Below are 15472 nucleotides of genomic sequence, written 5' to 3' on the forward strand. Positions count from 1 at the left end.
CTCAGTAGGGTGGAGACGGCCGCCCGTCGGATGGGGCCGGGGCTCGACGAGAGGTTGACGATGAAGTTCGACGAAGTGATTCTGGGACGTCGCAGCATTCGCGGTTTCACACCGGATCCCGTGCCCCGAGAACTGATCGAGGAAGTTCTCGCGCTGGCCATGCGGGCCCCGTCCTCGATGAACACCCAGCCCTGGAACTTCCATGTGATCACGGGCGAACCGCTGGATCGCATCCGTGCGGGAAACACCGAACGCAACCTGGCTGGTGTGCCGCACTCTCGCGAGTTCCGGACCGGGGCGGAACGGTTCACCGGCGTACATCGCGATCGTCAGGTCGGCGTGGCGAAGCAACTGTTCGCCGCGATGGGCATCACCCGCGACGACACGGAGATGCGGCAGGACTGGGTCCTGCGAGGATTCCGTCAGTTCGATGCGCCGGTCTGCGTGATCGTGACCTACGACCGGATCCTGGACGGCAGCGACGACACGCCCTTCGATTGCGGAGCGGTTTCCACCGCGTTGGTCAATGCCGCCTGGTCCCGCGGTCTGGGTGCAGTGATCAACAGTCAGGGCATCATGCAGTCGCCCGTCGTGCGAGAGCACGCCGGAATCCCGGACGATCAGGTCATCATGAAAAGCATCGCGCTGGGCTGGCCGGATGAGACCTTCCCCGCCAACGCAGTGGTCTCCGAGCGCAAGTCGGTCGAGGAAGCCGCACGGTTCGTGGGTTTCGGGGAATAGCTCAGAGCGCGAGCGCCGGCGGCTATTCAGAGCGCGAGCGCTCGGAGGGCCGCGTCGGCGACCCTGCCGCGATACAGCGGGCCGTGACCGGCGAGTAGCAGGTCGGCCTCGAGACCGGTGAACCGCTCGACACTGCGACGAGCGGTGGGCTCGTCGTGCTGGAACGGCGACGGAATGCACTGTGGGCCGGCGATCGCCGACACCTCATGACCGCTGACCAGTGCGTCGCCGGAGACCAGCGCCCGCCCGTCGTCGACCAGGTAGGCGCTGTGGCCGTCGGTGTGTCCGGGACTCGCCACCGGCACCGGCGAACCCGGCAGATCGAGCGGCTCCGGGAACGGTGCTGCCGCCGACAATCCCGACCGGCTCAACACCCCGAGGGGCAGGGTCTTCGCCAGCCACGTCCACAGGCCTGGACGGACTGCGAGCGGTGCGAGGTCCAGCGGCGTGGCCTGCTGGAGGTGATGGCGCAGTGCGTGATCGACCTCGACGGGATCCATGAACACGTCGAAGCCGTACCGCGACTGCAACTTCGCCAGCCCGCCGAGGTGGTCGACGTGCGCATGTGTCAGCAGTGCGCCGCGGATGTCCTCCGGACGCCGCCCGATCCGTTCGATCGACTCGACGACCTGACCGGCCTGCCCGGGGTAACCGCCGTCGATGAGGGTGAGCTCACCGTCCTGTTCCAGCAGTACCCAGTTCACGACGTCGGTGTGGACGAAATGCGTTGTCGACGAGTCGCCGTCGATCCGCGTGATCTCCATCGGCCGGGTGCGCAAGGGTCGACGCATCGGTCACCTCCGGACGACGAGGACGAACGGACCGATCTCGGTGACCTCGAACCTCGGGTCGTCGAAGACCGTGGGGTCGAAGGTGACGGTGTAGCGCTTCACGTTCGGATCGTTCGGGTAGACGTCCTCGGCGAGACGCAGCGTGTATCCGTCGGCGCTGTACCGGAAAAGGAAGACGTCGGGGGCCTTCCACGGCGACTCGTCGAGGTGCCGGACCAGCTGATCGGCGTCCTCCGACTTCGCCCACCGCGCGATGGCCGCGGCGCGCTTGTCGAACTCGGCCAGCGGATTCGCGTAGTGCGAGGTCAGTCCCTGGAAGCCCCAGTACGGGTAGATCGAGAGGAATCCGTAATCGGCGGTGAGGACGACGTTCTCGGTCTGTGGTCGGCCGGTCTGCGCGGCGATGCGCTTGTCGATCTCGGCGAAATACGATTCGGCGCCGGCCGGACGTGCATCCGCACGTTCTCCGTATCCGTCGGTGTCGGTGTACGCGGTGGTGATCTCCGTGCCGAGATGGCCCGGAATGCTCTGCGCCGCTGCGATCGCGGCGAGTACGGCCACCGCACCCACGACCACGCGTACGTCACCGAACCTGCGCACGGCCCAGTGGGCGATGTCGACGACACCGAAGACGCCCGCAGCGGCCAGCGCGCACACCAGGATCGGTTCGAGCCGGAAGGACAGCAGCGTGGTGCCCATCGCGGTCAACAGCATCGACAACAGGCAGAAGAGGTACACCGTGACGACGGTTGCGCCCATCGCCACCGCGACGGTGCGGGTTCGGAAGCGCAGCAGGATCCACAGGAGGCCGATCAGCGTGATCGCGCCGACGAGATTGACACCGAACATCGGCAGCGGGAACACCGAACCGCGCTCGGGAAGGTAGTGCTCGGCGGTCCCGCCGCTGGCCGGGGCGCTGGACAGGCGCTTCAGCAGATACGGCGCCCACACCAGTAGCGCGATGAGCCCGGCGATCACCCCGACCGACACAAGACGACCGATGACGGCGACCACGATCTCGCGCCGGTGTGCCTTGACCGTCGCGGCCGGCGTCGACTTGTTGGTCGCCGCCAGCCAGCCCTGTACGAGGAAGTAGCAGGCCAGCACAACCGCGGTCAGCGCGAACAACCCGGTGTAGAGGGTGTAGGTCGCAGCCGACACCCCGAGGAACACACCCGCGGCGACCACCGCGGGCCAACTCGTCGCGCCCCGCAACGGCCCGGCCGGTCCGTCGGCCGCACGCGTGCGGCCCCGCAGTGCGTAGGTGAGGACGATCATCATCGGCACACCGACGATCACGAGGATCGCGGCGTACGGTTCCGGCGAGGCGTACAGCAGCGCCATGGTTGTCACCGCGAGTCCCAGTGCCACACCACGATCCGCGCCGAACATCCGGTTGAACAGGACGACGCCGAGTGCGGCCGCCACCGCCATCGAGACGATGGCCCAGGGCTTGTAGGCCTCCCACCCGGGCTGGCCGAGTAGATTCGCGAACCGACCGCCCCACCAGAACCAGCCGGCCGGGTAGTACGGCGGCAGATCCGGGTAGGTCATGTCCGCAAGCCGAGGACTCGACGTCATCCGCGTCAGGTACTCGGTGCGGAACTCCTGGTCGACCGACAGGCCGAACAGGTAGAGACGCGTTGCCCCCAAGGGCATTCCGATGGTGACCGTCACGAACGCCGACATGGCCGCCGCCGACAGGACCGGGATCAATACCCGGCCCTTGCCGTAGCGGTACAGCAGCGCGACGACCACCAGCACCGCGATCGCGAGGACCTGACCGGCGGTCGTGAGCGACCGGGTCACGTTCGACGAGTTGAAGGCCGGCCAGTTGACGGTGTCGATCGCCTCGAGACCGACGAGCGACACCACCGCACCGACCACCACCGCCGTCAGCAGAAGCAGCGCCGCGTGGCCGTAGCGTTCCCCTGCTCCCTGAGGTGCGAGCGGAGCGAGCCTCGAAGGGTCGCCAGGTTTTTCAGCGGTCACAGAGGGCGTCATCACGTCGCAATCAGTCGGCGCGGGCAGTACTCAGATGGGCAGCTTGCGAAAGATCGGGCGCGGGATGTGGCGCAGGACCATCATGATGTAGCGGAAAGGTCCCGGGACCCAGACGATTTCCTTGCCCTTGGTGGCCGCCGCCACCGCGAGGCGTCCCACATCCTCCTTCTCGACGGTCAGCGGTGCTTCCTTCACATGCGCCGACAGTCGAGTGCGGACCTGTCCCGGACGGATCACGAGGACACGAGGGCCGAAGGGGCGCAACGCCTCACCGAGTCCGAGGTAGAAGCCGTCGAGGCCGGCCTTGGTGGAGCCGTAGACGAAGTTGCTGCGACGGACGCGCTCACCGGCGACGGAGCTCATCGCGATGATCTGGCCGTGGCCCTGGGCGCGCATCTTCTCGCCGAGCAGAACGCCGACGGAAACTGCTGCGGTGTAGTTGATCTCGGCCTCGGCGACCGCGAGTCCGTGATCCTGCCAGGCCTGCTCGTCGTCGCCCTGGATGCCGAACGCGACGATCGCCACGTCGACGTCGCCGTCGGCGAAGGCCTTCTCGATGACGTCGCGGTGGGTGTCGGTGGCGCGGGCGTCGAAGTCGATCACGGTGACCTCGGTGGCGCCGGCGTTCTTGGCCTTCTCCACCGCGGCCGCGGCGGTCGGATCACCCGGCAGGGTGGCGAGGATGACCCGCGCCGGGCCCTTGCTCAGGTACTCGGCGGTGATGGCGAGCCCGATCTCCGAGCTCCCGCCCAGGACCAGGATGGACTGTGGGACGCCGACGGCGTTCATCATCTTCGGCTTCTCGCTTTCGGTGGTCTGCGGCCGTGCCGCAGGGATGGGGAGGTCGGAACCGGTTGAGGGTCAGGCGAGTTCGAGGCGGCGGCCCATGTCGGACATGAACACCCGGTTGGGGTCGATACGACGACGCGTGGCGATCCACTCGTCGATGCGCGGGTACATCGCGTGGAAGTTCGCCGCCGACGTTCGCGAGTCCTTCGCGGTGTAGAGGCGTCCGCCCATCGCCATCACACGACGGTCCAGGTCGTTGAGGAACTCGGCGAGTCCGGCCTTGACCGGGAAGTCCAGGCAGACGTTCCAGCCCTTGAACGGGAAGCTGAGCGGGGCCTTGTTGCCGTCGCCGAACAGCTTGATCACGTTGAGGAAGCTGACGTGTCCCGACGCCTGGATGTGCTCGATGAGGTTGGTGAACTCGGCCTCGTTGCCCGTGGGCACGATGAACTGGTACTGGCAGAAACCACCGCCGCGGCCGTAGGCGTTGTTCCAGTCACCGAATACGTCGAGCATGTGGTAGAACTGCGCCAGATTCTTGACCTTGCCCTCGCTGGGCGGGCCGATCCGGTAGTACGCCTCGCCGACCGCGGAGAAGCTGAGCTTGTTGGCCAGCCCGCGCGGGAAGACGTCCGGGAACCGGACGAGCGGCTTGTTGTTGAACGACAACGGGTTGTCGCGGTACTTCTCCGGGAGTTCGTCGACGCGTGCGAGGTTGCCGCGCGAGAAGGTGCCGCGCCCGAGCTTCGGCGGTGCGCTGATGGTGTCGAACCAGCCCGACGCGTACTCGTAGCCGTCTTCGAAACCGTCCTGAAGGTGCAGGTCGAGCGTCTCCTGCAGCGATCCGGTGCGCGCGGTGTCGGCGATGAAGTAGGCACTCTCGGTGCGCTTCATCTGGATCTTCGCGCGCAGCACGATGCCGGTCAGGCCGATGCCGCCGACCGTCGCCCAGAACAGTTCGCCCGTCGGGTCGTCGCCGGAGCCGTCCGGGGTGAGCGTCAGGATGCGACCGTCGGCCACGAGCAGCTGCATCTCGACGACGTGGTTGCCGAAGCTGCCCTGGCTGTGGTGGTTCTTGCCGTGGATGTCGTGCGCGATCGCACCGCCCACGGTGACCTGGCGGGTGCCCGGGAGCACCGGCACCCAGAGGCCGTACGGAAGTGCGGCCTGCATGAGGGTGTCCAGGGACACGCCGGCGTCCAGGTCGACCGTCGCGGTTTCCGCGTCGATGGCATAGATCCTGGTCAGCGGGGTCATGTCGATCGTGAGACCGCCGCTGTTCTGGCCCGACTCGTTGTAGGAACGGCCGAGCCCACGGGCGATGACACCGCGCTTGAGGTAGTCCGGCTTGTCCGCGTTGTCGTCGGCGACGCGGGCCACCGCCTCGGCGATGACCTCGGGGTACGGCGTGGACAGGACGTGGCCCTCGATCGGGGTGGTGCGAGACCAGCCCACCAGCTTGCGGGTCGTGATCGGCAGCAACTCTTCAGTAGACATCGCTGAAGAGAGTACTCGGCCGCCGTGGGTCGACGATGAGAGACGACGTGCGAGGAGCGTCGCACCTCGGGTGTGGCTGTGGCGGCCGGCTATGGCACGGCGGCGAGTGCTTCGACTCCCAGCACCGCGGCCGCGGCGTTGCGGCCCGGGATGCCGCTCACCCCGCCGCCTCGTCGTGCGCCGGCGCCGCACAGCAGCAGTCGCGGGTGCCGGGTCTCGACGCCCCACGTGCCGACCTCCGACGCCGTCTCCGCCCACGGCCACCGCAACGACTGATGGAAGATGTTGCCGCCGGGCAGCCCGAGCATCTCCTCGAGGTCCTGGGGAGTCTTGGTCTCGATGCACGGGCGGCCGTCGAGGTCGTGGGCGATGACGTTCTGGATCGGTTCGGCGAGGAGTGCGTTGAGCGAGGCGAAGGTCGCGCCCACCGCGTGCTCGACGGCGCCCGGCTCGTCGAACACGTCGGGTGGCATGTGCAGGCCGAACAGCGTGAGCGTGTGTTTGCCGTCGAGTTCGGGTCCGAGGATGGACCGGTCGGAGAGGGTGTGGCAGTAGATCTCACACGGCGGCAGTTCCGGGACCTCGCCGCGCGCGGCCTGTCGCCAGGCCTCGTGGAGCTGGCTCGCGGTCTCGTTGATGTGAAAGGTGCCGGCGAACGCCGCCTCCGGTGACACCGATTCGTCGCGCAGCCGGGGGAGACGGTCGAGGAGGAGGTTGATCTTCAGCTGCGAGCCCCGGGGCTGCGCCTCACAGACGACCGGCTCGTCGAGCAGCGTGTTGAGGACCCGCGGAGCGCACGCCGCGTGGAGCGTCGAGCCGCGCACGGTGCGCGGGCCGTGGGCCGGGTCGGTGAGTTCGACCGTGCCGTCCGCGGGATCGACACCGGTCACAGTGATGCCGGTGCAGATCTCGGCACCCGCCGACGCGGCGGCCTGGTAGAGCGCACCCGACACCGCGCCCATGCCGCCGACCGGAACGTCCCAGTCGCCCGTCCCGCCACCGATCACGTGGTAGAGGAAGCAGATGTTCTGCCGCAGCGACGGGTCGTCGAGGTCGGCGAAGGTGCCGATCAGGCCGTCGGTGGCGGCGATGCCGCGCAGCAGGTCGTCGTCGAAGTACTGGCCGAGCAGGGTGCCGAGCGGCAGGGTGGTGAGCGCCTCCCACAGTTCGGCGTCGGAGGTGTCGGTGCCGACGGCGAGTTCGTGCATGTCGGCGGCGGTGCGCAGCGGCTCGGTCAGGGTCGGGAAGACGCGCTGCGCGATGGTCCCGACACGGCGGTAGAAGGACTGCCACGCCACGAAACCGGCGTTGGAGAATCCTACGGCGTCGGCTCCGACGCGGTCGGCGCGCAATACGCGGCGGAAGGATTCCGCGGTCGCCTCGTCGTCCTGTGTGTCGATGAGGATGCCGCGCGTCGGGTCGGAGGGCAACGGTGTGTACGAGGAGTAGCGGCGGCGGATCAGGGAGATGTCGAGGTCGAGGTCGACGATGATCTCGCGTGGCATCAGCGAGACCAGATAGGAGAACCGCGACAGCCGTGCCGCCAGGCCGGGGAACGGCATCGCCGATACGGTCGCCCCGCCGACGTGGTCGGAGCGCTCCAGGACGAGGACCCGGCGTCCGGCGCGCGCCAGGTACGCGGCGGCGGTCAGGCCGTTGTGTCCCGCGCCGATGATGACGTCGTCATAAGAAGCAACTGCGGTGCCCATCGATCCAGTGCCCATCGGTTAAAGGGTCTCAGATCGACGGACACCGCAGCGGGAGAATTTCGAGTCAGCTCAGGATGCGGGCCACGAACGGCGTCGAGTCCTTCATCGAGGCCAGGACCGCACTGGAGTGGTCGTCCTCGGGGTAGACGAACAGCTCGACCGGCTGGTTGTTGGCCTTCATCTGCGCGTACAGCGACAGCGCCGACGGTGCCGGAACGTCGACGTCACGCAGGCCCTGTCCGAGGAAGATCGGACGGTCGTAGCCCTTGTACGGCGTCGCCATGTACTCGTGCAGCGCCGGGCTCAGGCCGGGGATCGACAGGAGCGGTGCGCGGAACCAGGTCCGTACGTCGTCACCGGCGAGTGCCTTCTTGAGGATCGGGTAGCAGGTGGTGCGGCCCTCGGCCAGGCGTGCGATGCCCTTCGGCGTCATCACCTTGGTGATGTTCATGTCGGGACGGGTGTCGTCGAAACCGGCCAGGATGTACGCGGTGTAGGCGTTCAGGCCACCGGGCAGGTTGACCGGCGGAACGACCGGTCCCAAGTTCTGGTACAGGTATTCGAGGTTGGCCGGGATGCCGGTGGCGACGACGCCGCGGTAATCCAGACCCGATCCACGGCTGAACTCGGTGGCGTAACGAGCGCCGTTCAGCGCGGCGGCCGCACCCTGCGACTGTCCGATGATGGCCCAGCGCTTGGCCAGCGGCAGATCCATCTGATGCGACGCGACGACGATGTCGACGATCGCGTGCGCCGCGGTCACGCCGTTCAGGTAGGCCATCAGACCCGGAGTACCCAGCCCGACATAGTCGGCGGCGACCACCGCATATCCCTGGTTCAACCAGTGGCCGAGGTACTTCTGGTCCCGCTCGCTGCGCGGGAAGGCCGACGGAGTGCAGTCGTCGTTCATGCCGACGGTGCCGTGCGCCCAGGAGATGATCGGCCAACCGCCGGCGGGAGCCTTGCCCTTGGGCAGGAACACCGCGCCGGTGCCCGTTGCCATCTTGCCGTGCTGGTTCAGCGACGAGTACTGGATTCGGTAGGCCTTGCCGGCCGCCGGCAGGTTGAGTGACTCGGCCAGGGGGACCTGCGTGATGAGGGTGCCCGCCTTGGCCGGGATGGGACCGGCGTACTCGGTGGCATCCAGACCCGACCAGTTCGGCGTGCCCACGGAGACCTCGTCATCCGCATGCGCCGGGGCGGTCGATCCCAGCAGGACCATGCCGAGACCGGCGAGGACGGAGACGAGTGTTCGCATGGTGCGTGACACAGGGGATCTGGACGTGAGGGCAGACATGTTCAGAACAGTAAGGGGAGTCGCGCGTGGCGCACAGTGCGGGTCGGCGAGGATTCGTGCCGTTCGGGAGCGCTGATTCGTGCCACTCAGGGTTGCCACTTGGTCTCGGCGAGGCGTTCGAGGGGTGTGTCCGACCTATCCTGGTCAGGTGGACATCCCCTCGGTCGAGCTCAGCAACGGTTCCTCGATCCCCATGGTGGGACTCGGGACCTACAACATGCTCGGCCGGCCGTGCGTCGGTGCGGTCAGCACGGCGATCAAGGCGGGCTACCGGCTTCTCGACACCGCTCCTCGGTACAGCAACGAACTCAGTGTCGGGATGGGAGTGCACGGTTCGGGTGTCCGGCGTGACGAGGTGATCGTCCAGACCAAGCTCAGCGGTGGCGACCACGGATTCGACGAGGCGATCACCGCCGCCAAGGAGAGCGCGCGCCGACTCGGCGTCGGCTACCTCGACGTGTATCTCATCCACTGGCCGTGCCCGAGTCTCGGACGCATGGTCGACTCGTGGAAAGCGCTGCTCACGCTCGCCGACGAGGGTTACGTCCGCACGCCCGGCGTCTCGAACTTCAAACCGCATCAGCTGCAGACGCTCTTCGACGCGACCGGCCGGTGGCCGGTGCTCAACCAGATCCAGTGCTCGCCGGCGCTACCCCGGACCGAACTCCGGGAATTCATGGCCGACAAGGGGATTCATGCGCAAGCGTGGCATCCGACCGGCCGCAAGGAAGGTGTCCTCGGCGATCCGGTGGTCCTGCGTGCCGCCCGCAAGTACGGCAAGTCGCCCACTCAGATCGCCTTGCGGTGGGCCGTCCAGCACGGAATCAGCGTCGTGCCCAAGTCCTCGCACGCCGGCCGTCAGCTCGAGAACGCCGACCTCTTCGACTTCGCCCTCGACGACGCGGACCTGGCCGAGCTCGCCACGCTGGACCGCGGTGAACGTGCCGCTCGGGACTCGGACGTCGACGAGGAGTTCTGATCCCTGCTCGTGCCGCCCCATGCTGGTTGAGCCGACTCCGAGCGCAGCGAGGCGTCGCGTCGAAACCCGCCCGCCACCACAACCGCACCGCCCGGCTCAACCAGCATGGCGCGAGGTTTCGACGCGGTGGCTCGCTCCGCTCGCTACCGGCTCAACCAGCAAACCCGACCGCCGCTCGACATAGGAGCCGCGGCACGAAACTTCCACGACAAGCAACCCCATGCCGGTTGAGCCGACTCCGAGCGCAGCGAGGCGTCGCGTCGAAACCCGCCCGCCACCACAACCGCACCGCCCGGCTCAGCCAGCGTGGCGCGAGGTTTCGACGCGGTGGCTCGCTTCGCTCGCTACCGGCTCAACCAGCAGCTCCGACCGTCGCTCGACATGGGAGCCGCGGCACGAAACTTCCACGACAAGCAACCCCATGCCGGTTGAGCCGACTCCGAGCGCAGCGAGGCGTCGCGTCGAAACCCGCCCGCCACCACAACCGCACCGCCCGGCTCAGCCAGCGTGGCGCGAGGTTTCGACGCGGTGGCTCGCTTCGCTCGCTACCGGCTCAACCAGCAAACCCGACCGCCGCTCGACATGGGAGCCGCGGCACGAAACTTCCACGACAAGCAACCCCATGCTGGTTGAGCCGACTCCGAGCGCAGCGAGGCGTCGCGTCGAAACCCGCCCGCCACCACAACCGCACCGCCCGGCTCAGCCAGCGTGGCGCGAGGTTTCGACGCGGTGGCTCGCTTCGCTCGCTACCGGCTCAACCAGCAAACCCGACCGCCGCTCGACATGGGAGCCGCGGCACGAAACTTCCACGACAAGCAACCCCATGCCGGTTGAGCCGACTCCGAGCGCAGCGAGGCGTCGCGTCGAAACCCGCCCGCCACCACAACCGCACCGCCCGGCTCAACCAGCATGGCGCGAGGTTTCGACGCGGTGGCTCGCTCCGCTCGCTACCGGCTCAACCAGCAAACCCGACCGCCGCTCGACATAGGAGCCATGAGTAGGTGAGGAGCTTGCGACGAGCCGTACCCCTGCTCGTTGAGTAGGTGAGGAGCTTGCGACGAGCCGTATCGAAACGCCACCCCTCACCTCGTCCGCTAGGGTGTCAGCGTGTCTCGACCCGACCCCGGCAACGACGAACCCGCAGGTGACGTCCCTCACGATCACCACGAGGACTTCAAGACGCGTCATGCTCCGATGCCGATCGAGCTGCCCCTCGACGACGAAGAGGCGTCGACCGATGTCGACCTGAAGACGCAGCTGATCCGCTTCGTGGTCACCGGCGCGGGTTCGGCGGTTCTGGATTTCGCGCTCACACTGTTCCTGCAGTACGTCGTCGGTACTCCCGAGGCCGTCGCCAAGGCAGGCGGCTTCATCCTCGGAACCACCGTCGCTTACCTGATCAACCGGCGCTGGACCTTCCGCGCGGAGCCGAGCGCCGCCCGCTTCGTCGCGGTCGTGATCCTCTACCTGGTCACCTTCGTGGTCAACGTCGGTCTCTACAGCTGGTTGTCGTCGTTGTGGGAGGAGACCGCCCTCTACTCGGCGATCGCCTTCGTCATCGCGCAGGGCACGGCGACGGTCATCAACTTCGTGGTCCAACGGGTGGTCATCTTCAAGATCCGCTGATGCTGCCGGCCCTCGCAGGACGGGTGGCGAGTCCGGATTGATGTCGCATGCGAGCTCGCTCCGGCCGCACGACCTCGGCCAACGTCGGACAGACTGATTGATGTCGCACGCGACGTGATTCTGGACGGCGTCGAGGAGACGGGCGATCGAAAATCTCGTCCACCTCAGGGGCTTCCGAGGGCAATATGCCCTCGGATGGTGCTCACGGGGACGAGATTTTCTGCGGCGGAGCTAACTAGGGCCCTTGAGGTTGTCTTCGTGGTCCAGCGGACGGGCATCCTAGAGATCCGCTGATGCGGCTGCCGGCCGAGGGCGGGCGTAGATGTGTCGCACCGGTCAGCGAGTCCGGATCGAAGTCGCACGCGACCTCGCTCCGGCCGCACGACCTCGGCCGAAGTCGTACACACGGATCGATGTCGCACGCGACGTCGTTCCGGCGAGCGAACGCCGCACGTCACGCCCGCTGCGGGACCTCGGGCGGGATCGCGGCGAGAAGACTTCGCGTGTAATCGGTTTCGGGATCGTGCAGGATGCGCGACGCCGGGCCGGTCTCGACGACCCTGCCGTTCTGCATCACCGCAACGGTGTCGCTGATCTGCTCGACGACCGCGAGGTCGTGTGCGATGAAGAGGAACGTGAGGCCCTTCTCCTGTTGCAGCCCGGAGAGAAGGTCGAGGACACCGGCCTGCACGGAGACGTCGAGCGACGCGGTCGACTCGTCGAGGATGAGGATCTCCGGCTCGGAGGCCAGGGCTCGCGCGATGCAGACGCGTTGGCGCTGTCCGCCGGACATCTCGTGCGGGTAGCGACCGAGGAACGACGAGTCGAGGCTGACGTCGGCCAGCAACTGCTCTGCACGGCCGCGCATCTCGTCCCGTCCGGAGACCAATCCGTGCGCGCGGAGAGGTTCGGTGATCGACGAGGCCACTGTCATCCGCGGGTCCAGCGAAGCGGTCGGGTCCTGGAAGACCATCGCGACCCGGCGTCGGAGAAGCGCTTCGTCGGTGCCGCGGACGTCCACCGCCTCGATCTCGCGGCCGTCGACCGAGACCGTCACGCTGCCGGTCACCGTCGTCCCCTGACCGGACTCGATCAGGCCGGTGACGACCCCGGCGACCGTGGACTTTCCCGAACCCGACTCGCCGACGATGCCGAGAGTCCGACCGCGAGCCACCTGCAGGTCCACGCCGTCGATCGCATGCACCACGCTGCGGCCGGTCGGCCCGCGCACCACGTACTCGACGCCGAGTCCGTGAGCCTGCAGCACAGGTTTCTCGTCGGTCTGTTTCGTCAGAGCCGGACCGGTGTCGCGATTCTCGACCTTGCTCAACAACGGTCGCGAATCGAGGAGCTTCTTGCTGTAGGGGTCCTGCGGGTCGTCGAAGAGCGCTGCCACATCGCGGCTTTCGACGATCCGGCCTTCGCGCATGACCATGACCCGGTCGGCGATGCGGCCGATCACGCCGAGGTCGTGGCTGATCCACACGACGGCCATGCCCCGTTTGCGTTGCAGGTCGGCGACGAGATCGATGATCTGCGCCTGCGTGGTCACGTCGAGGGCGGTGGTGGCCTCGTCGGCGATGAGCAGTTCGGGGTCGCAGGCGAGTGCGATCGCGATCATCACCCGCTGGCGCTGGCCACCCGACAGTTGGTGCGGATATGCGCCCAAACGGCTTTCGGGGTCGGGGAGGTTCACATCGCGCAACAGCTGCAGCGCACGCTCGCGCGCCTCGGCGCGGTTGAGTCCGAGGTGCCGGCGTGGTCCCTCGACGAGTTGCTGCTCGATGGTGAGCAGCGGATTGAGACTCGACGACGGGTCCTGGAAGACGAAACCGACGCGCGTCCCGTGGAGGGCGCGAAGCGTCGACGGGGTGGCGCCGACGATCTCGGTACGGCCGAGAAGTGCCGACCCGCGCACGTAGGCACTGGGAGCGTCGAACAGGCCCGTCGCTGACAGCACACTCAATGACTTGCCCGAACCGCTGTCGCCGACGATGCCGAGCGTCTCGCCGCGCGCGACCGTGAAACTGATGCCGTGCACGATCTCTCGCGGTCCGACCCCGACGACGAGGTTCTCCACGTCCAGCACCGAATCGTCGGAGACGGCGCGTGCGGGCCTCGGTGTCACCGTCGCGACGGCGACAGACCTGCGGTCGTACCCCCGGTTGCGCAGCAGCGTGCGCTGTCGCGGATCGAGCACATCGCGCACCCCGTCGCCGACCAGGTTGAACGCGAACACGGTGAACAGGATCGCGAGTCCGGGGAACACGCCCATCCACCACGCGGTCGTGATGAACCCCTGCGCATCGAAGAGCATCCGGCCCCACGACGGGTCGGGCGGTTGCACACCGAGTCCCAGGAAGGACAGCGCCGCCTCCGACAGGATGGCGAACGCCAGGGAGATGGACGTCTGGACGATCACCGGACCCGAGATGTTCGGCAGCACATGGCTGAACAGGATGCGGGACGTGCGGACGCCCATCGTCCGCGCCGACTGTACGTACTGGGTCTGCCGCACCCGCAACGTGTCCGCACGTGCGACGCGGGCGAAGATCGGGATGTAGACGATGCCGATCGCGATCATCGCCGACGTGACGCCGGGCCCCAGGACCGCGACGATCGCGAGTGCCAGGAGGAGCACCGGGAAAGAGAAGACGACGTCGACGATGCGCATGAGGGCGGTGTCGAGCACACCGCCCGCGAAACCCGCGACCATTCCGAGGATCACGCCGACGGTGAGGGAGATGGCGACCGCGATCACGGCCACCCGCAAGCTCACCGACGCCGCGAGCACGACCCGGGAGAAGACGTCGCGACCGAGGTCGTCGGTCCCGAACAGGTGCGACCAGGTCGGTGCCTGCAGGGCGTTGGGCACGTCGATCTCGTTGGCGCCGTAGGGCGCGATCAGCGGGCCGAAGACGGCAGCGACGACGACGATCGCGATGATGACCAGCCCGGCGACGGACGCTCGGTTGCGGAGCAGCAACCGCCAGGCCGAATCCGTTGCGGTGCCCGGCTCCGCCGGGTCGACGGTGCTGGCGGAGGGGTCGAGAGGTTCGGGTGCGGTGAGGGTCATGACAACCGGATCCTCGGATCGATGACGGCGTAGAGGATGTCCACGACGAGATTCACGAACAGGAAGATCACCGCGATCAGCAGGATCGCGCCCTGCAGCACCGGATAGTCGCGAGCCGCGACCGAGTCGTAGACCAGCAGTCCCAGACCAGGCCAGGCGAAGACCACCTCGACGACGATGACACCACCGAGGAGTCCCGCCAACTGGATGCCGGAGATGGTGAGGACGGGCACCAGGGCGTTGCGTCCCATGTGGTCCAGCATGATCTTCTTCCTGCTCAGCCCCTTTGATTCCGCGGTGGTGACGAACGGCGTGTTCACGACCTCGAGCACCGAGGACCGGACGTAGCGCGTCATGATCGCGCCGGTGACGACCCCGACCGTGACGGCGGGCAGGACGAGATGCTCGAACCAGCCGAGCGGACCGTCGGCGAAGGGCTGGTAGCCCGCCGACGGCAGCCATCCCAGTGCGGTCGAGAAGAGACCGATCAGCAGGATGCCCATCCAGAAGTCGGGGACCGAGATGCCGAACTGGCTGATGACACGAATGACGTTGTCGGCCAGGCGGCCTTCGCGGAGAGCAGCCCACGAACCCAGTGGGATCGCGATGAGCAGCGCCACGACGATGGCGGCGAGTGCGAGGGTGATGGTCGCCGGTAACCGGTCGAACAGCATCGTCGTGACAGGTTCGCTGTTGCGGAAGCTGACACCGAGATCGCCGGTGAAGGCATTGCCGACGTAGGCGACGAGCTGGTTGGGCAGCGGCTGGTCCAGGCCGGACGCACTGCGCAGCGCCGCATACGATTCCGGTGTGTAGCGAGTGCCGAGCGCGATGCGGACCGGGTCGCCGGGCACGATCTGGATCAGGAAGAACACCGCGACGATCACCCCGAGCAGAACGGCGACCGTGTACGCGAGCCGGATGAGGATGAAGCGCAGCAGCGGGGAACGGATCGCGGTCACG

At 67.5% G+C, this 15472-nt stretch carries 11 protein-coding genes; 3 read left to right on the forward strand and 8 right to left on the reverse strand.

Going from position 1 to position 15472, the window contains the following annotated elements; all coding sequences use genetic code 11:
* The first annotated feature begins 60 nt into the window (after positions 1-60).
* A complete protein-coding gene (locus tag GAA2_RS01015) occupies positions 61-741 on the forward strand; it encodes a nitroreductase (protein ID WP_159406040.1) in 681 nt (226 codons plus the stop codon).
* Between the two features lie 26 nt (positions 742-767).
* Here GAA2_RS01015 and GAA2_RS01020 read toward each other — a convergent pair whose 3' ends face one another.
* The 6 genes from GAA2_RS01020 to GAA2_RS01045 form a co-directional block, all read right to left on the reverse strand.
* Positions 768-1532 carry an MBL fold metallo-hydrolase gene (locus GAA2_RS01020; RefSeq protein ID WP_159406039.1) on the reverse strand — a complete coding sequence of 255 codons (765 nt, stop codon included), beginning with the start codon at positions 1530-1532 and terminating at the stop codon, positions 768-770.
* 3 nt (positions 1533-1535) lie between these two features.
* A complete protein-coding gene (locus GAA2_RS01025) occupies positions 1536-3536 on the reverse strand; it encodes a galactan 5-O-arabinofuranosyltransferase (protein WP_236577728.1) in 2001 nt (666 codons plus the stop codon).
* 30 nt (positions 3537-3566) lie between these two features.
* The gene (locus GAA2_RS01030; RefSeq protein WP_006438303.1) at positions 3567-4328 is read right to left on the reverse strand and encodes a decaprenylphospho-beta-D-erythro-pentofuranosid-2-ulose 2-reductase; all 762 of its coding nucleotides are present in this window, start codon (positions 4326-4328) and stop codon (positions 3567-3569) included.
* A 69-nt stretch (positions 4329-4397) separates the two neighbouring features.
* The gene (locus tag GAA2_RS01035) at positions 4398-5822 is read right to left on the reverse strand and encodes an FAD-binding oxidoreductase (protein WP_006438304.1); all 1425 of its coding nucleotides are present in this window, start codon (positions 5820-5822) and stop codon (positions 4398-4400) included.
* A gap of 89 nt (positions 5823-5911) precedes the next feature.
* Positions 5912-7531: a phytoene desaturase family protein gene (locus tag GAA2_RS01040; RefSeq protein ID WP_191834965.1), complete on the reverse strand. Its 1620-nt coding sequence runs from the start codon at positions 7529-7531 to the stop codon at positions 5912-5914.
* A gap of 64 nt (positions 7532-7595) precedes the next feature.
* Complete coding sequence (locus GAA2_RS01045; protein WP_236577727.1) at positions 7596-8828, reverse strand: alpha/beta hydrolase family protein; 1233 nt, start codon at positions 8826-8828, stop codon at positions 7596-7598.
* Between the two features lie 148 nt (positions 8829-8976).
* Here GAA2_RS01045 and GAA2_RS01050 point away from each other — a divergent pair, with 148 nt between their 5' ends.
* The gene (locus GAA2_RS01050; protein ID WP_159406035.1) at positions 8977-9807 is read left to right on the forward strand and encodes an aldo/keto reductase; all 831 of its coding nucleotides are present in this window, start codon (positions 8977-8979) and stop codon (positions 9805-9807) included.
* 1107 nt (positions 9808-10914) lie between these two features.
* The gene (locus GAA2_RS01055; RefSeq protein WP_006438641.1) at positions 10915-11433 is read left to right on the forward strand and encodes a GtrA family protein; all 519 of its coding nucleotides are present in this window, start codon (positions 10915-10917) and stop codon (positions 11431-11433) included.
* A gap of 454 nt (positions 11434-11887) precedes the next feature.
* Here GAA2_RS01055 and GAA2_RS01060 read toward each other — a convergent pair whose 3' ends face one another.
* A complete protein-coding gene (locus tag GAA2_RS01060; protein ID WP_191834659.1) occupies positions 11888-14509 on the reverse strand; it encodes a dipeptide ABC transporter ATP-binding protein in 2622 nt (873 codons plus the stop codon).
* On the reverse strand, positions 14506-15471 hold the full coding sequence (locus GAA2_RS01065) for an ABC transporter permease (RefSeq protein ID WP_159406268.1): 966 nt from the start codon (positions 15469-15471) through the stop codon (positions 14506-14508). Before GAA2_RS01065 ends, GAA2_RS01060 begins: the two co-directional genes overlap by 4 nt.
* Position 15472 lies beyond the last annotated feature (1 nt).

It is taken from the genome of Gordonia ajococcus (assembly GCF_012974285.1).
GTDB lineage: Bacteria > Actinomycetota > Actinomycetes > Mycobacteriales > Mycobacteriaceae > Gordonia > Gordonia amicalis.